This is a genomic window from Mesorhizobium sp. P3_A9 (assembly GCF_056402975.1).
In genome coordinates this window covers 1-16,630 of record NZ_JBFUGJ010000116.1, presented here as the reverse complement: position 1 = coordinate 16,630, position 16,630 = coordinate 1, and the positions used below count along the sequence as shown (strand labels likewise).

The window sequence follows — 16,630 nt, the reverse complement described above, 5'->3', positions numbered from 1 at the left end:
CCGGCAGGACAGAGGGGGGTGCTTCGCACAAACCTGTCTCGTCTTCTGCTTCCCCCCACGCCGCCTCGACGGCGGTCATTGCCTCAACCGGCAATTCCTTCGAGAAGGTCAGATAATCTTCCAACCCCGGCCCATCATTGCCCCGCTCCAGCAAATCCAGCAATTCACGCGGCGTTTGCGGAATCCCCTCAACCACATAGCCCTGTTCGCTCAGGTCATGCAGCATCGCCAGCACACTGGAAGGCACGTCAAGGCCGACAGCATAGCCGGTGCGCCCAGGCGCGCTTGGATAATCCGGGATCAGAATAGCCAGCTTGCGCTCTGCGCGCGGAGTCTCCTGCAACTTGATGAACGCTGCCACACGGTCCGCGACCTGCGCCACGCGATCCGGTTCCGGCCGGTTGGCAAAGGCGCGGTGGCCAAGTGCTGGATCGACATCGCTCTCGCCCTTGAAGGAAATGGCGCCGGCGAGGATGCGGCCGTCCAGCTCCGGCAGCACGACATGCATGGCAAGGTCGGCGGGCGCCAGGCCGCGCTGGTTGTTCTCCCAGACGTCGCGGCGGGTGGTGGCGACGATGACCTGGAAGACGGGCACGCCGGCACGGTCGAACAGGGTTTCGACGCTGGGTTCGGCGCCGGAGGCGAAGGCGGTCGCGGTGATGATGGCGGCGGGGTTCAGGGCGGCCAGCGCGGTTTCCACGAACGCCAGCGAGGTCGGGTCTTTCAGGCTGGAGACGAAGATTGGGACCGGCGCGATACCGCGTTGGCGGAGCGCTTCAAAAAGGGCGTCGACGGGCTCGACATCGGCGGCGAGCAGCATCGAGCGGTAGAACAGGATGGGAATGACGGGAGCGGCATTTTCCTCCCCTTGGAGGGGGAGGGGGACGACGCCGCGGTTCGGCTCGTAGTAGCCCGCTTTCGGCACGCTGACCGGCTCGGTGACAGCTGCTTCCCGTCCCGCCAGCCCCGCCAGCCGCTGCACCAGTGCGCTCATATTGGCCGGGCCGCCCTCGCGGAAATAGCCGAGCAGGCTATCCAATTCCTCGCGTGGCAGCGTCGAGGCTTCGATCAGCCTGATATCCTCGTCGTGGCTTTCACCTGGAAGCAGCGCGAGTTTAATCCCGTGTTCGCGGGCGGTCGCGGCAAGCTGGTCGCAGCCATAGCGCCACCAGTCGTAGCCGCCGAGGATGCGCACCAGGATGATCTTGGCGTGGCGGGCGACGCTGTCGACCCAGAGGTCAACGGACATGGGATGGCGCAGGTCGCGAAGTGCGGCCAGCCGCATCGAGGGCAGGCGGTCGGCATCCGCTTTCCACGCTGCCGCAAGGCCGGCAAGGTCGCTGTCGGTGAAGGACAGGGCCACGATATCCGCCGGCGTCTGCCGCAGATCGACCGGCTCGGCGAGATCGTCGAGCGAGGCGGAGGTCGTGGTGAGGATGTGCATCGCGGCCCGTGTCCGAGATCAGCCGGCGAGTATACGCTCGATTGCCGGGCGGTTCAGCCCCTTGAGGCCGATGACGACGAGGCGCGAGCGGCGGTCATCCTCAGCGGTCCAAGCGCGGTCGTAGTAATGATTGACGCGCGGGCCGACGGCCTGCAGCAAAAGCCGCATCGGTTTGCCGCCGACCTCGACGAAGCCTTTCACGCGCAGYACGTTTTCYTGTTCGGCGGCGGTGGCGACGCGCTTGGCCAGCTCGTCCGGATTGGCGATCGAGGCAATGTCGACGATGAAGGTGTCGAAGTCGTCATGCTCGTGGTCGAACGCGCCGTCATGATGGGACTTGCGGTTTTCGATGTCGTCCTCGACGGCGAGCCCGAGGCCGAGCAGCACCGAGGGGTCGACCTTGCCATACGACGTCGGCACGATCTTCACGGCTCGGGCGGAGTGTTCGCCAATGATGGCATTGGCGCGGGCCGAGCCGGCGGCGTCCATCAGGTCGCTCTTCGACAGGATGATCAGGTCGGCGCAGGCGATCTGGTCCTCGAACACCTCCTCGACCGGGTCGTCATGGTCGAGGCTGTCATCCCCGGCGCGCTGCGCCTGCAAGGCGTCCATGTCGTTGGCGACGCGGCCTTCGGCAAGCGCCGGGCCATCGACAACCGCAATGACGCCGTCGACGGTCACACGGCTCTTCACCGTCGGCCACTGGAAAGCCTGGACCAGCGGCTTGGGCAGAGCGAGGCCCGAGGTCTCGATCAGGATATGGTCGACCTTCGGCGTCAGCGACAGGATCTTGTCGAGCGCCGGCACGAAATCGTCGGCGACGGTGCAGCAGATGCAGCCATTGGCCAGTTCGACGATGTTTTCTTCCGGGCACGTGTCGATGCCGCAGCCTTTCAAAATCTCGCCGTCGATACCGATATCGCCGAACTCGTTGACGATGATGGCGATGCGCTTGCCGCCGGCGTTTTCCAGGAGATGGCGGACCAGCGTCGTCTTGCCGGCGCCAAGGAAGCCGGTGACGACAGTGCAGGGAACACGGGAGACGGAAGCGGTCATGGTTAGTCCTTCAGCATGTCGAGGGGTGGAATGCGGGCCACGAGGCCGCGCTTGAGCGAATCGGGCCGGCCGCGCCATGGGATGAGGCCGTCCGTTGACGTGGCGAAGAGCTTTGCGCCGGTGACGAGGTCGGCGCCACTGGTCAGGGTCAGGTCGCCAAACACATAGCTCCAGCAGCCGTCGCGCAGGATGGCGGCGCTGAGCCGACGCTTGCAATTGCCGAGGCATTCGACCGTGCGCACGCGGATATGGTCGTCAGACGCTGCACGGCGCGTGTCCTCAGCCAAAAGTTCGCCGGCACGCGGATGGGCATCCGAGCCGGTCTCATCGCGGCAGGAGGCGCAGACAATGATGGTGACGCCGGCCAAAGCATCACTGTTGGCGGACGGAATATCCGCTGTGCCAGCCGAAAAACTGCTGTTCTGGTCCAAAAACCGGGCTCCTTGCCCGGAAACCCGCCGGGCGATCGGATTCTTCTGTCGCAGACGGCAGGTCTCCTGGCTCGCGAGTCATCGCCTTCGGTAGCCGCCTTCCCGGGAACCTCCCAGTGGCTTTCGGCCTTGGCTCTTCGCTTACAGTTGCGGGGACAGCCGCGGATTTGAGATCGAAATCCCGCACCGCATTCCCTCTTAGCCCTTGCCGTTGCGGGCAAGGGACCGTCTGAACCGGATTTAGGCTTTTGCGGGTAGCGGTGTCAACGCGAGCTTACGACACCGCCATGTCGGCCAGCGCCGGCCCCAAATCGCCGGCCGGCGTCACTTCCATGCGCTCGAGCCCGAGCCAGCCCTGCATCTGCTTCAGTTCCTCGAAGAGTTCTGCCGCTGTTTCAGGCGGTGCGCCGGGCTCGGAGTAGGCGGCATGGACGCGCAGGACGCTGGCCGGCCGGTCTGCCTTGAGGTCGACGCGTGCCACGATCCGGTCGCCGAGCAGGAAGGGCAGGACGTAGTAGCCGTATTGCCGCTTTTCGGCCGGTGTGTAGATCTCGATGCGGTAGTGGAAATCGAACAGCCGCTCCGAGCGCGACCGCTCGAAGACAACAGGATCGAACGGCGCCAGCAAGGCGCGGGCCTCGATTTTTCGGGGCAAACGGGCGTCCCTGTGAAGGTAAGCCGGCTTGTCCCAGCCTTCGACACGCACCGGCACCAACTCGCCGGTCTCGACCAGTTCCTCCAGCCGCCCCTTCATGTCGGCTGGCGACAGCCGGAAATAGTCGCGCAGGTCGCTTGATGTCGCGATGCCGTGGGCGCGGGCGGAAATGCGCAGCAATTCGCGATGCGCGTCCTCGGCGGCCGGCACCGGCAGATCGAGGATCGCCTGCGGCAGCACGCGCTCCGGCAGGTCGTAGAAGCGTTCGAAGCCACGGCGGTGCGCCGTCGTAATGCGCCCGGCCCAGAACAGCCATTCGAAGGCGTGCTTGGCATGGCTCCAGCCCCACCAGCCGCCCGAGCCCTTCTGACCTTCGAGTGCTGAAGCAGCGATCGGGCCGCGCTCGGCGACCGCGCGGTAGATCTCTTCTATATAGGCGGCGTGCTCGCGGCCCCATTTGGCCAATCCCAGATACATTTCGTCGCCTTGCTCGGCGCGCTGCATGCGCCAACGCATCAGCGGATAGGTCTCGACCGGCAGGAACGACGCCTCATGCGCCCAGTATTCGAAGACCGTGCGCTTGCGCGTCACCGCAGCATTGTCGAGCAGAGCGAGCGGGTAGGGGCCAAGGCGCGAATAGAGCGGCATATAATGCGCGCGCACCACCGCGCTGACGGAATCGATCTGCAGCAGGCCGGTGCGGGAGAGCACACGGGCGAAGTGGCGGCGGTCGGGTGTGCCATTTGGGCGCGGATCAAGAAACCCTTGAGCGGCGAGCGCGATGCGCCGGGCGGTGGCGAGCGAGATCTTTTCCTTCATTCGGCGGACTCTGAGGGCTTGTTGAACCGAGGTTCTGACGGGTGATTCCAGCTCATGCTAGCAGGGTTTTGGCGGCAACCCTGTCAGGAGAGAAAAGTGGAGTAAAAAGTGAAGGAAATCAAACAAGAGCGGATCGGACCAGTTTCTTCGGATATGCCGTCCAGCACTGCGTTTTGAACAAGGTTTGACTTGCTTCGCTGGAAGTGCTGCGCTAACCCTCGCCGCGTTGCAGCATAGGCCCCTTAAAACGGTTCAGCGGTTAAACTGTCACGCTTCCGCATTAAGGTCCGGTGCTGTAATCAAAGTGGATTGGCGCCAACGGAAACCGCTGCATGAACGCACTCCTCAGTTCGTACCTGCCCATCGTCCTGTTCATCGGCGTGGCACTGGTCGTCGGCCTGGCGCTGCTGGCCGCACCGTTCCTGGTGGCTTACCGCAATCCCGATCCCGAAAAGCTTTCCGCGTACGAGTGCGGTTTCAACTCGTTCGACGACGCCCGCATGAAATTCGACATCCGTTTCTACCTGGTGTCGATCCTGTTCATCATCTTCGAYCTGGAAGTGGCCTTYCTGTTTCCSTGGGCGGTMTCCTTCTCGAARATCGGCATGCTCGGCTTCTGGTCGATGATGGTGTTTTTGGCAGTGCTGACCATCGGCTTTGCCTATGAATGGAAAAAAGGAGCGCTGGAATGGGATTGAACGACAGTTCAGGCACCCTCGTCRCGCCGAAGCCGAAGGGCATCATCGATCCCAACACCGGCAAGCCGGTGGGGGAGGACGATCCCTTCTTCCTCGAAATCAACAACGAGCTTGCCGACAAGGGTTTTCTGGTCACCTCGACCGAGGCGCTGATCACCTGGGCGCGCAGCGGCTCGCTGATGTTCATGACCTTTGGTCTGGCGTGCTGCGCGGTCGAGATGATCCACACCTCGATGCCGCGCTATGACTCGGAGCGCTTCGGCGTCGCCCCGCGCGCGTCGCCGCGCCAGTCCGACATCATGATCGTCGCCGGCACGCTGACCAACAAAATGGCGCCGGCGCTGCGCAAGGTCTACGACCAGATGCCGGAGCCGCGCTACGTCATCTCGATGGGCTCGTGCGCCAATGGCGGCGGCTACTACCACTATTCCTATTCGGTGGTGCGCGGCTGCGATCGCGTCGTGCCGGTCGACATCTATGTGCCCGGCTGCCCGCCGAGCGCTGAAGCCCTGCTCTACGGCATTCTTCTCCTGCAGAAGAAAATCCGCCGCACCGGCACGATCGAACGGTAAATCCATGGCCGCATCCCTTAGCGAACTGTCGACCTATCTCGGCGAAAAGCTGATTGGTCGCGTCAATGGCGCTGATATCGCCTATGGCGAGCTCACCATCCATGTCGAGCCGGGCGATCTCATCGAGGTGATGACCTTCTTGCGCGACGATGCGCGCTGCCAGTTCATCTCGATCATCGATGTCTGCGGCGCCGACTATCCGTCGCGGACCAAGCGCTTCGACGTCGTCTACCATCTGCTGTCGCCGAAACAGAATGTGCGCATCCGCGTCAAGGTTCTGGCCGACGAGGAGACAATGGTGCCGTCGATCACCGGCGTTTTCCCAGGTGCCGACTGGTTCGAGCGCGAGACCTACGATCTCTATGGCGTGCTGTTCTCGGGCCATCCCGATCTGCGCCGTCTGCTGACCGATTACGGTTTCGAAGGCCATCCRCTGCGCAAGGATTTCCCGCTGACCGGCTTYGTCGAAGTGCGCTACGACGACGARGCCAAGCGCGTCATCTACGAGCCGGTCGAGCTCAAGCAGGAATTTCGCAATTTTGATTTTCTTTCCCCTTGGGAAGGCACCGACTACGTGCTGCCCGGGGACGAAAAAGCGAAACAGTGAGTAGGGAAGTAGTCAGTAGTCAGTAGGGAAAGAGTTGGAGCAACGGATCGAATCTTATCGTGACTTGAAGGTGTGGCAATCGGCGATGACGCTCGCTGAAGATTGTTATCGCTTCACCAAAGAATTTCCGAGGGATGAGATTTACGGCATGACCTCTCAGATACGGCGATCGGCGGTTTCGATCGCGGCGAATATCGCAGAGGGATACGGTCGGGAAAACAGAGGGTCGTTCGTTCAATTTTTGCGCATGTCGCAAGGCTCGTTGAAGGAACTGGAAACGCACATACTGCTGGCATGCCGGGTAGGCTTGCTACGAAAAGACAATGAGATTGAACTGCTCCTGCGATGCGAAGAGATTGGAAAAATGATGAGATCTCTTATCCGAACGGTGCAGGCCAAGCAGGCGGAATGAAGCAGGCATTGAGATTGATGATCACTACTCACTACTCACTACTGACTCATCGTCAGAGGCGCCAGAATGGCTGAAACCTCCGTCCGCAATTTCAACATCAATTTCGGGCCGCAGCACCCTGCGGCGCATGGCGTTTTGCGCCTTGTGCTGGAACTCGACGGCGAAGTCGTCGACCGCGTCGATCCGCATATCGGACTTTTGCATCGCGGCACGGAAAAGCTGATCGAGGCAAAAACCTATCTGCAGGCTGTGCCTTATCTCGACCGGCTCGATTATTGCGCGCCGATGAACCAGGAGCATGCCTTCGCGCTTGCCGTCGAGCGTCTGCTCGGCATCGAGGTGCCGAGGCGCGGCCAGCTGATCCGCGTGCTTTATTGCGAAATCGGCCGCATCATGTCGCATATCCTCAATGTGACGACGCAGGCGATGGACGTCGGCGCGCTGACGCCGCCGCTGTGGGGCTTCGTCGARCGCGAAAAGCTGATGGTGTTYTATGAGCGCGCYTCSGGCTCGCGCATGCATGCSGCCTATTTCCGGCCCGGCGGCGTKCACCAGGACCTGCCRCRKMAGCTGGTCGAGGATATCGGCAARTGGATCGACCCGTTCCTGAAGTCGATCGATGATCTCGATCGTCTGCTGACCGGCAACCGCATCTTCAAGCAGCGCAATGTCGATATCGGCATTGTTTCGCTGGCCGATGCCTGGGCCTGGGGTTTYTCSGGCGTCATGGTGCGCGGTTCGGGCGCGCCCTGGGATCTGCGCAAGTCGCAGCCCTATGAATGCTATTCGGAAATGGATTTCGACATTCCGATCGGCAAGAACGGCGACTGCTACGACCGTTATCTCGTGCGCATGGAAGAGATGCGCCAGTCGGCGCGGATCATGCGCCAGTGCGTCGATCTCTTGCTCGGCAAGGAAAGCACCGGTCCGGTGTCGAACCTCGACGGCAAGGTCGTGCCGCCAAAGCGCCAGGCGATGAAGCGCTCGATGGAAGCGCTGATCCATCACTTCAAGCTCTACACCGAGGGCTACCGTGTGCCGGCCGGCGAGGTCTATGCGGCGGTCGAGGCGCCGAAGGGCGAATTCGGCGTCTATCTCGTCTCCGACGGCTCGAACAAGCCGTACCGCTGCAAGCTGCGCGCCCCTGGGTTTGCGCATCTGCAAGCCATGGATTTCCTCTGCCGCGGCCACATGCTGGCCGACGTCACCGCCGTTCTCGGCTCCCTCGACATCGTGTTTGGTGAGGTCGATCGGTGAGCACGCGAGGCGCCCTGTTGGTTACTGTCGGCTTTGCCGCCGGTGTTACCGGCATGGGTGCGGTTGCCGCGTGGGGCAGCTCGCCGCAAGCCTATTGGGTGTCCTGCGCACTTGAGGGCTTGAAGACAAATGTCAAGTGCAGGATCACCGAGATGGGCAGGCTTTGGAGTTTGGATTCGGGTTGGTATCTCAGCGCGGATACGCAATATCCGGACTGGAAGCTGGCGCTTGGCGGCGATTGCTCGGATCGGTACCGAGAATATCGCGACTATGTCGACACTACCTGGAAAAAAATCGGAAACGATGAGAGCACCGCCGTCTTGGCGAGGTCCGACCCTCGTTTCTATTTCGACTGCTACAACAGAGTTCAAAACTAATGTCAGTCCGCCGTCTAGCAGATGCCAGCGTCCAGCCAGCCTCCTTCGCCTTCAACCGGGCGAACGCGGCAGCGGCGAAGCAATGGATCAAGAAGTACCCGAAGGGCCGTGAGCAGTCGGCGATCATTCCCTTGCTGATGATCGCGCAGGAGCAGGAAGGCTGGGTCACCAAGGCGGCGATCGAGACGATTTCCGACATGCTCGGCATGCCGCGTATCCGCGGGCTCGAGGTCGCGACCTTCTACACGCAGTATCAGTTGAATCCCGTTGGCACCCGCGCGCACATCCARGTCTGCGGCACCACGCCTTGCATGCTGCGCGGCTCGGAAGCGCTGATGGATGTTTGCCGCTCGAAAATCCATCACGACCAGTTCCACACCAACGACAAGGGCACCTTGTCGTGGGAAGAGGTCGAGTGCCTTGGCGCCTGCGTCAACGCACCGATGGTCATGGTCTTCAAGGACACGTTCGAGGATCTGACGCCGGAACGGCTGGCCGAAATCATCGATCTCTATGATGCGGGCAAGGGCGCCTCGGTTGCGCCGGGGCCGCAGAACGGCCGCACCAGCTCGGAGCCGGCCTCCGGCCTGACGACGCTGAAGAGCGAAAAGGCGATCCTCAAGTCGACCCGTGACAAGGAAGCCAAGGCGGCGACCAAGGCCGCCCAGAATGCGGCGCCGACCGCTGCCGCCGCTCCGGCCGCAGCCACGCCGGCTGCGCCTGCGGCGCAAGTGCCGGCTGCCGCACCMGTGGCRCCGTCSAATGCCGGCAAGCCGAAGACCGAYGCGCCSGARACCAGCCCGGCCTTGAAGACGCCTTCGGCGACCAAGGTGGCGCCGGCGGCGGAGAAGGCGGCGAGCGTTTCGGCACCGCCGCATTCGGCCGCCAACGCCAACACGGCAGCGCCGGAAGTCGAGCAGGTCGCCAAGCAGCGCAATGGGCCGACGGCCAAGGCCGAGCCGGCCGCTGCCTTCAAGGCGCCGGAAACCAAGGCGCCGGCGGCAAAGCCGGTAAAGCCGTCGCTGGAGGACAAGAACCGTCCGGCCGGTATCGACAGGCCGGCSSCGGTCGACGATCTCAAGCTGATCTCCGGCGTCGGSCCGAAGATCGAGGGYATCCTGCATACGCTTGGTATTTTCACCTTYGCGCAGGTCGCTTCCTGGAAGAAGGCCGAGCGCGAGTGGGTGGACGGCTATCTCTCCTTCCACGGCCGCATCGACCGCGACGACTGGGTCAAGCAGGCCAAGGCGCTCGCCAAGGGCGGCGTCGCCGAATACATCCGCGTTTTCGGCAAGAAGCCGGTCTGAGGGTAAGAAAAATGCTTCAGGACAAAGACCGCATCTTCACCAACATCTACGGCCTCTTCGACAAGTCGCTGGCCGGCGCGATGGCGCGCGGCGCCTGGGACAACACGCCCGGCCTCGTCGCCAAGGGGCGCGACTGGATCGTCAACGAGATGAAGGCATCAGGCCTGCGCGGCCGCGGTGGCGCCGGCTTCCCGACCGGTCTCAAATGGTCGTTCATGCCCAAGCAGAGCGACGGCCGGCCGAGCTACCTGGTCATCAATGCCGACGAATCCGAGCCCGGCACCTGCAAGGACCGCGACATCCTGCGCAATGACCCGCACACGCTGGTCGAGGGCGCGTTGCTCGCCGGCTTCGCCATGGGCGCGATCGCGGCCTACATCTATGTGCGCGGCGAGTTCATCCGCGAGCGCGAGGCGCTGCAGCGTGCCATCGAGGAGGCCTACGAGGCCAAGCTGATCGGCAAGAACAACACCTCCGGCTATGATTTCGACATCTACATGCATCACGGCGCCGGCGCCTATATCTGCGGCGAAGAGACGGCGCTGCTTGAAAGCCTCGAAGGCAAGAAGGGTCAGCCGAGACTGAAGCCGCCATTCCCGGCCAATGTCGGCTTGTACGGTTGTCCGACAACGGTCAACAATGTCGAGTCGATCGCGGTGGCGCCGACCATCCTGCGTCGCGGMGCGGCCTGGTTCTCGTCCTTCGGCCGGCCCAACAATGTCGGCACCAAGCTGTTCTGCATCTCCGGCCACGTCAACAATCCGTGCACCGTCGAAGAGGCGATGTCGATCCCGTTCCGCGAGCTGATCGAAACGCATTGCGGCGGCATTCGCGGCGGCTGGGACAATCTGCTCGCGGTCATTCCGGGCGGCGCTTCGGTGCCGCTGGTGCCGGCCGAGCAGATCATCGACACACCGATGGATTTCGACGCTTTGCGCGACTTGAAGTCCGGCCTCGGCACGGCCGCCGTCATCGTCATGGACAAGTCGACCGATGTCGTGAAGGCGATTGCCCGGTTGTCCTACTTCTACAAGCATGAGAGCTGCGGCCAGTGCACGCCGTGCCGCGAAGGCACCGGCTGGATGTGGCGGGTGATGGAGCGGCTGGTGCGCGGCGAGGCGCAGAAGCGCGAGATCGACATGCTGCTCGACGTCACCAAGCAGATCGAAGGCCACACGATCTGCGCGCTGGGCGATGCGGCGGCGTGGCCGATCCAGGGCCTGATGCGGCATTTCCGCGGCGAGGTTGAGCGGCGTATCGACGAGTTTTCGCGAAACGCGCACCGGGCCGAGCCGGTGATGGTGGCGGCGGAATAGACGAATTTGTGACTGCGGGCGAAAGCCCGAAGCGAGACTAGCGGGGCGGGGCGAACGAAGAACGACCAGGAGAACTCTATGGCGCCGTATTCGACACCCTACCCAATGATGCCCAATTTGGACCAGCTCGAGAAGATGAACCAGGACCTGACCAGGATGATGCCGAAGGAGATGGCCAGCGCCGTCAACCTTTTCGTGCACCCTGTCGCGGGTGCGGCGGCGATGTCGGCGCTTGGCTTTGGGCTCGCGAACCATGCCTTCGGCGTTTGGCTGGGCGCGCTTTCGGGTGCCGCCGAGGCATCGCAGCGGCTGATGCAGCCGCTGATCGAGGATTTCGAGGCGCGCGTCGAGCAGTTCGAGGACGCGAACTCGTCGTCCACCAAGGCGCGGGCGACGGCGAAGACCATGATTGCCGAGGCGCAGTCCTTTGCGCAGGAAGTCACCGACATTGCCGCGAAGGAAGCCGCCACCACGGCGCCGGCGGTGAATGTCGCTCCGGCAACGAGTGAGGCCGCCGACGCGCTGCTGCCCGAGGATTTCAGGCAGCCCAAGGCTATCGACAAGCCGGCGAAACCGTCGGACCTGAAGGCGATATCGGGTATCGGTCCGAAGCTGGAAAAGGTGCTGAACGGGCTCGGTATCTGGACATATGCCCAGATCGCCGGCTGGTCGCCGCAGGAGATCGCCTGGGTTGACGATTATCTGTCGTTCAACGGCCGCATCGGCCGCGACGACTGGACTGCCCAGGCCGCGGTGCTGGCCGCGAAGAAGTGAATGAAATGCCGGGTGCTGCGTTTGCCGCGCCCGGGAAATGAGATTGCGGGAAATCCGCAGGGGTTTGAAGCGAAATGGCAAAGCTCAAGGTCGACGGGAAAGAGATCACTGTACCCGACCACTACACGCTGCTGCAGGCGGCGGAAGACGCGGGCGCGGAAGTGCCGCGCTTCTGCTTCCATGAGCGGCTGTCGATCGCCGGCAATTGCCGCATGTGCCTGATCGAGGTGAAGGGTGGGCCGCCCAAGCCGCAGGCTTCCTGCGCCATGGGCGTGCGCGATTTGCGCCCCGGCCCGAATGGCGAACCGCCGGAAATCTTCACCAACACGCCGATGGTCAAGAAGGCCCGGGAAGGCGTGATGGAGTTCCTGCTGATCAACCATCCGCTGGATTGCCCGATCTGCGACCAGGGTGGCGAGTGCGACCTGCAGGACCAGGCAATGGCCTTCGGCGTCGATTCCTCGCGCTATCACGAGAACAAGCGCGCGGTCGAAGACAAGTATATCGGCCCGCTGGTCAAGACGGTGATGAACCGCTGCATCCACTGCACGCGCTGCGTCCGCTTCACCACCGAAGTCGCCGGCATTTCCGAACTTGGCCTGATCGGCCGTGGCGAGGACGCCGAGATCACCACCTATCTCGAAAGCGCCATGACCTCGGAGCTGCAGGGCAACGTCATTGACCTTTGCCCGGTCGGCGCGCTGACCTCAAAGCCCTTCGCCTTCCAGGCGCGGCCTTGGGAACTGACCAAGACCGAATCCATCGACGTGATGGATGCCGTCGGCTCGGCGATCCGCGTCGATAGCCGTGGCCGCGAAGTGATGCGCATCCTGCCGCGCGTCAACGAGCAGGTGAATGAGGAGTGGATTTCCGACAAGACCCGCTTCATCTGGGATGGMTTGCGCACGCAGCGCCTSGACCGCCCCTATGTGCGCAAGGATGGCAAGCTGGTTCCTGCAAGCTGGGCCGAGGCTTTTGCGGCGATCAAGGACGCGGTGTCGAAGGCCGCGCCCGAGAAGATCGGTGCTATTGCCGGCGATCTCGCGGCGGTCGAGGAAATCTACGCGCTGAAGCAACTGATGGCTTCGCTCGGTTCGAAGAACACCGACTGCCGCCAGGATGGCGCCGCACTCGATCCGGCGCTCGGCCGCGCCAGCTACATCTTCAATTCGACCATCGAAGGCATCGAGCAGGCCGACGCGGTGCTGATCATCGGCGCCAACCCGCGCTATGAAGCCTCGGTGCTCAACGCCCGCATCCGCAAGCGCTGGCGGGTCGGCAATCTACCGGTCGGCGTCATCGGCGATGTCGGCGACACGCGCTACGAATACGAACTGCTGGGCGCCGGCCCGGATTCGCTGAAGGATCTGGCCGACGGCAATGGCAAGTTCTTCCAGACGCTGAAGAAGGCGACGCATCCGCTGATCATCGTCGGTCAGGGCGCGCTGTCGCGTGCCGATGGTGCGGCGGTGCTCGGCCAGGCGGCCAAGCTCGCTGCGGCGGTCAACGCAGCGCGGGCGGACTGGAACGGCTTTGCCGTGCTGCACAACGCGGCCGGACGTGTCGGCGGCCTCGATCTCGGCTTCGTGCCGGGTGAGGGCGGCAAGGATGTCGCCGGCATGCTGGGCGAGACGGACGTGCTGTTCCTGCTCGGCGCCGACGAGATCGACATGGGCAAGACCGGCGGCGCCTTCGTCGTCTACATCGGCACCCATGGCGATCAAGGCGCACACCGCGCCAATGTCATCCTGCCGGCGGCCGCCTACACCGAAAAGTCGGCCACTTATGTCAACACCGAAGGGCGCGTGCAGCAGACCAACCGCGCCGGCTTCGCGCCGGGCGATGCCCGCGAGGATTGGGCGATCCTGAGAGCGCTGTCGGACGTGCTGGGCAAGAAACTGCCGTTCGATTCGCTGCCGCAGCTGCGTGCGAAACTCTATGGCGAATACCCGCATCTGGCCCGCATCGATCAGGTCGCGGCCGGCAATGCCGAGGATATCGCCAAGGTGGCAAAGCTCGGTGGGCGGCTGAACAAGGGCACCTTCACCTCTCCGGTCAAGGATTTCTACCTGACCAACCCGATCGCGCGGGCGTCAGCCGTGATGGCGGAATGCTCGGCACTGGCCAAGAGCGGCTTCAAGCAGGCGGCGGAATAAGCATGGACACCTTCTTCTCCTTCTACGTGCTGCCGGCGCTGATCATCCTGCTGAAGTCGGTCGTGCTGATCGTTATCCTGCTGGTCTTCGTCGCCTACATCCTCTACGCCGACCGCAAGATCTGGGCGGCGGTGCAGTTGCGCCGTGGCCCGAACGTCGTCGGCCCCTGGGGTACGCTGCAGGCCTTCGCCGATCTGCTGAAATTCGTCTTCAAGGAACCGGTCATCCCGTCAGGCGCCAACAAGGGCGTGTTCCTGCTGGCGCCGCTGGTGTCGGCGGTGCTGGCGATCTCGGCCTGGGCGGTCATYCCGGTCAAYSASGGCTGGGCCATCGCCAACGTCAATGTCGGCATCCTCTATGTCTTCGCCATCTCCTCGCTCGAGGTCTATGGCGTGATCATGGGCGGCTGGGCATCCAACTCGAAATATCCGTTCYTSGGCGCGCTGCGTTCGGCTGCCCAGATGGTGTCCTACGAAGTCTCGATCGGCTTCGTCATCGTCACCGTGCTGCTCACCGCCGGTTCGCTCAATTTGACCGATATCGTGCTGTCGCAGCATGATGGAATTGGTACGCGGCTTGGCCTGCCYAACACSTTCCTCGACTGGAACTGGCTRGCGCTGTTYCCGATGTTCATCATCTTCTTCATCTCGGCGCTGGCCGAGACGAACCGKCCGCCTTTCGATCTGGTSGAAGCCGAATCGGARCTGGTCGCCGGCCACATGGTCGAATATTCGTCGACGCCGTTCCTGCTGTTYTTCCTCGGCGARTATGTCGCSATCGTGCTRATGTGCGCGCTSGCCACCATYCTGTTCCTCGGCGGCTGGCTGCCGCCCTTCGACTTCGCACCCTTCACCTGGGTGCCGGGCGTCATCTGGTTCGTGCTGAAGGTCTGCTTCGTGTTCTTCGGCATTTCCATGGTGAAAGCCTTCGTGCCGCGCTACCGCTACGACCAGCTGATGCGGCTGGGCTGGAAAGTGTTCCTGCCGATCTCGCTGTTCATGGTGGTCGCCACCGCAGCCTTCCTCAAGATCACGGGGTTTGCGTGATGTCCGCTCTTTCACAGGCCGCAAAATCGCTGCTGCTGCAGGATTTCGTCAGCGCCTTCTTCCTGTCGATGCGCCAGTTCTTCGCGCCGAAGGAGACGATCAACTATCCGCACGAGAAGGGGCCGACCAGCCCGCGCTTCCGTGGCGAGCACGCATTGCGCCGCTATCCCAATGGCGAGGAACGCTGCATCGCCTGCAAATTGTGCGAGGCGATCTGCCCGGCGCAGGCCATCACCATCGAGGCCGGCCCACGCCGCAATGACGGCACGCGCCGCACGGTGCGTTATGACATCGACATGGTGAAGTGCATCTATTGCGGCTTCTGCCAGGAAGCCTGYCCGGTCGACGCCATCGTCGARGGGCCGAATTTCGARTTCGCGACGGAGACGCGCGAGGARCTCTACTACGACAAGGACAAGCTKTTGGCGAATGGCGACCGGTGGGAGCGCGAACTGGCGCGCAACATCTCGCTGGACTCGCCCTAYCGCTGAYATTTGACGCATGGACGGGGCGAGGGGCCTCGTCTAAGGAMMACGCAACTTGCCGACCGGAGGCGGTCGCAAACAATCGAACCCGGCGCAGAGCGCCATGTTCGAACAGGAACCCGGGGGAACCCCAATGCTGAGTGGACTAGAGGCGGCCTTTTTCTACCTCTTCGCCTTTGTCGCCGTGGCGTCGGCGTTCATGGTCATTTCGTCGCGCAACCCCGTGCATTCGGTGCTGTTCCTGATCCTGACCTTCTTCAACGCCGCCGGCCTGTTCATGCTGACCGGYGCCGAGTTCCTGGCGATGATCCTGCTCGTCGTCTAYGTCGGYGCSGTCATGGTGCTGTTCCTGTTCGTCGTCATGATGCTCGAYGTCGAYTTCGCCGAGMTSAAGRRSGGCGCKCTGCAATATGCGCCGATCGGYGCGMTGGTCGGGCTGATCCTGGCGGCGGAGCTGATCGTCGTGCTCGGCGGCTATACTTTCGCGCCGAGGCTGGCCGCGACGGTCTCGAAGCCAATCCCCGATCTCGCCGCGCGCTCGAACACGGCGGCACTCGGCGACATCCTCTATACCGACTACCTCTACTACTTCCAGATTTCGGGCCTCATCCTGCTGGTTGCCATGATCGGCGCCATCGTTTTGACGCTGCGCCACAAGGAAGGGGTCAAGCGGCAGTCGATCGCAGCCCAGGTCGGCCGCACGCCGGCCACCGGCATGGAAATYCGCAAGGTCAAGTCGGGCGAAGGAGTCTGAGATGGTCGTCGGCATCGCACATTATCTGACCGTATCGGCGATCCTGTTCACGCTCGGCGTGTTCGGCATCTTCCTGAACCGCAAGAACGTCATCGTCATCCTGATGTCGGTCGAGTTGATCCTGCTTGCGGTCAACATCAATTTCGTCGCCTTTTCGGCCGCACTTGGCGATCTGGTCGGCCAGGTGTTCGCGCTGTTCGTGCTGACGGTCGCGGCGGCTGAAGCCGCCATCGGACTTGCCATTCTCGTCGTCTTCTTCCGCAACCGCGGCTCGATCGCGGTCGAAGACGTGAACATGATGAAGGGTTGACGGAACCACCATGTATCAGGCCATCGTCTTCCTTCCACTGCTCGGCTTCCTGAACGTCGGCCTGTTCGGCAATTCGCTCGGAGCCAAGGCGTCAGAATACATCACCTCCGGTTTCCTGGTGATTTCGGCGGTGCTGTCGTGGGTTGCCTTCTTC

The 16,630-nt window shown here is 62.9% G+C and carries 18 protein-coding genes and 1 riboswitch; of the genes, 14 read left to right on the top strand and 4 right to left on the bottom strand.

Annotated features, from left to right (window positions below; all coding sequences use genetic code 11):
* From AC1DX0_RS17425 to AC1DX0_RS17410, 4 genes are all read right to left on the bottom strand, one after another.
* A partial coding sequence (locus AC1DX0_RS17425) for a cobaltochelatase subunit CobN (RefSeq protein ID WP_477356213.1) occupies positions 1 to 1,444 on the bottom strand: 1,444 nt, incomplete at its 3' end.
* 18 nt (positions 1,445 to 1,462) lie between these two features.
* Positions 1,463 to 2,500 carry a cobalamin biosynthesis protein CobW gene (gene cobW / locus AC1DX0_RS17420; protein WP_477222071.1) on the bottom strand — a complete coding sequence of 346 codons (1,038 nt, stop codon included), beginning with the start codon at positions 2,498 to 2,500 and terminating at the stop codon, positions 1,463 to 1,465.
* A 2-nt stretch (positions 2,501 to 2,502) separates the two neighbouring features.
* Positions 2,503 to 2,931, bottom strand: coding sequence for a DUF1636 family protein (locus tag AC1DX0_RS17415; RefSeq protein ID WP_477222072.1), 429 nt, complete (start codon positions 2,929 to 2,931; stop codon positions 2,503 to 2,505).
* Positions 2,932 to 2,970: 39 nt separating this feature from the next.
* A riboswitch (cobalamin riboswitch) is annotated at positions 2,971 to 3,176 on the bottom strand.
* Between the two features lie 29 nt (positions 3,177 to 3,205).
* Entirely contained in the window at positions 3,206 to 4,405 is a 1,200-nt protein-coding gene (locus tag AC1DX0_RS17410; RefSeq protein WP_477222073.1) for a winged helix-turn-helix domain-containing protein, read from the bottom strand.
* Positions 4,406 to 4,737: 332 nt separating this feature from the next.
* Between AC1DX0_RS17410 and AC1DX0_RS17405 the strand changes: the two genes are divergently transcribed.
* From AC1DX0_RS17405 to nuoK, 14 genes are all read left to right on the top strand, one after another.
* Positions 4,738 to 5,103, top strand: coding sequence for an NADH-quinone oxidoreductase subunit A (locus tag AC1DX0_RS17405; RefSeq protein WP_010910112.1), 366 nt, complete (start codon positions 4,738 to 4,740; stop codon positions 5,101 to 5,103).
* On the top strand, positions 5,094 to 5,675 hold the full coding sequence (locus AC1DX0_RS17400) for a NuoB/complex I 20 kDa subunit family protein (RefSeq protein ID WP_477356211.1): 582 nt from the start codon (positions 5,094 to 5,096) through the stop codon (positions 5,673 to 5,675). The genes AC1DX0_RS17405 and AC1DX0_RS17400 overlap by 10 nt, the downstream gene beginning before the upstream one ends.
* Positions 5,676 to 5,679: 4 nt before the next feature.
* Positions 5,680 to 6,282 (top strand): NADH-quinone oxidoreductase subunit C, encoded by a 603-nt coding sequence (locus AC1DX0_RS17395; RefSeq protein ID WP_477222074.1) that lies wholly within the window; start codon positions 5,680 to 5,682, stop codon positions 6,280 to 6,282.
* A 34-nt stretch (positions 6,283 to 6,316) separates the two neighbouring features.
* Positions 6,317 to 6,694 carry a four helix bundle protein gene (locus AC1DX0_RS17390; RefSeq protein ID WP_477222075.1) on the top strand — a complete coding sequence of 126 codons (378 nt, stop codon included), beginning with the start codon at positions 6,317 to 6,319 and terminating at the stop codon, positions 6,692 to 6,694.
* Between the two features lie 66 nt (positions 6,695 to 6,760).
* Complete coding sequence (locus AC1DX0_RS17385) at positions 6,761 to 7,951, top strand: NADH-quinone oxidoreductase subunit D (protein ID WP_477356209.1); 1,191 nt, start codon at positions 6,761 to 6,763, stop codon at positions 7,949 to 7,951.
* Positions 7,952 to 7,968: 17 nt separating this feature from the next.
* Positions 7,969 to 8,328, top strand: a complete 360-nt coding sequence (locus AC1DX0_RS17380) for a hypothetical protein (protein ID WP_477222077.1) — start codon at positions 7,969 to 7,971, stop codon at positions 8,326 to 8,328.
* Entirely contained in the window at positions 8,328 to 9,635 is a 1,308-nt protein-coding gene (locus AC1DX0_RS17375; RefSeq protein ID WP_477356207.1) for an NADH-quinone oxidoreductase subunit E, read from the top strand. Before AC1DX0_RS17380 ends, AC1DX0_RS17375 begins: the two co-directional genes overlap by 1 nt.
* An 11-nt stretch (positions 9,636 to 9,646) precedes the next feature.
* Entirely contained in the window at positions 9,647 to 10,951 is a 1,305-nt protein-coding gene (nuoF, locus tag AC1DX0_RS17370; RefSeq protein ID WP_477222079.1) for an NADH-quinone oxidoreductase subunit NuoF, read from the top strand.
* A 78-nt stretch (positions 10,952 to 11,029) separates the two neighbouring features.
* Positions 11,030 to 11,725 carry an NADH-ubiquinone dehydrogenase gene (locus AC1DX0_RS17365; protein WP_477222080.1) on the top strand — a complete coding sequence of 232 codons (696 nt, stop codon included), beginning with the start codon at positions 11,030 to 11,032 and terminating at the stop codon, positions 11,723 to 11,725.
* Positions 11,726 to 11,799: 74 nt separating this feature from the next.
* Positions 11,800 to 13,881, top strand: a complete 2,082-nt coding sequence (gene nuoG / locus AC1DX0_RS17360) for an NADH-quinone oxidoreductase subunit NuoG (protein ID WP_477222081.1) — start codon at positions 11,800 to 11,802, stop codon at positions 13,879 to 13,881.
* Between the two features lie 2 nt (positions 13,882 to 13,883).
* Positions 13,884 to 14,927: an NADH-quinone oxidoreductase subunit NuoH gene (gene nuoH, locus AC1DX0_RS17355; protein ID WP_477356205.1), complete on the top strand. Its 1,044-nt coding sequence runs from the start codon at positions 13,884 to 13,886 to the stop codon at positions 14,925 to 14,927.
* Positions 14,927 to 15,418 (top strand): NADH-quinone oxidoreductase subunit NuoI, encoded by a 492-nt coding sequence (nuoI, locus tag AC1DX0_RS17350; protein ID WP_023812382.1) that lies wholly within the window; start codon positions 14,927 to 14,929, stop codon positions 15,416 to 15,418. Before nuoH ends, nuoI begins: the two co-directional genes overlap by 1 nt.
* Before the next feature lie 127 nt (positions 15,419 to 15,545).
* Entirely contained in the window at positions 15,546 to 16,166 is a 621-nt protein-coding gene (locus tag AC1DX0_RS17345) for an NADH-quinone oxidoreductase subunit J (RefSeq protein WP_477356203.1), read from the top strand.
* 1 nt (position 16,167) lies between these two features.
* The gene (gene nuoK, locus AC1DX0_RS17340; protein ID WP_019858930.1) at positions 16,168 to 16,476 is read left to right on the top strand and encodes an NADH-quinone oxidoreductase subunit NuoK; all 309 of its coding nucleotides are present in this window, start codon (positions 16,168 to 16,170) and stop codon (positions 16,474 to 16,476) included.
* The last annotated feature ends 154 nt before the right edge of the window (positions 16,477 to 16,630 follow it).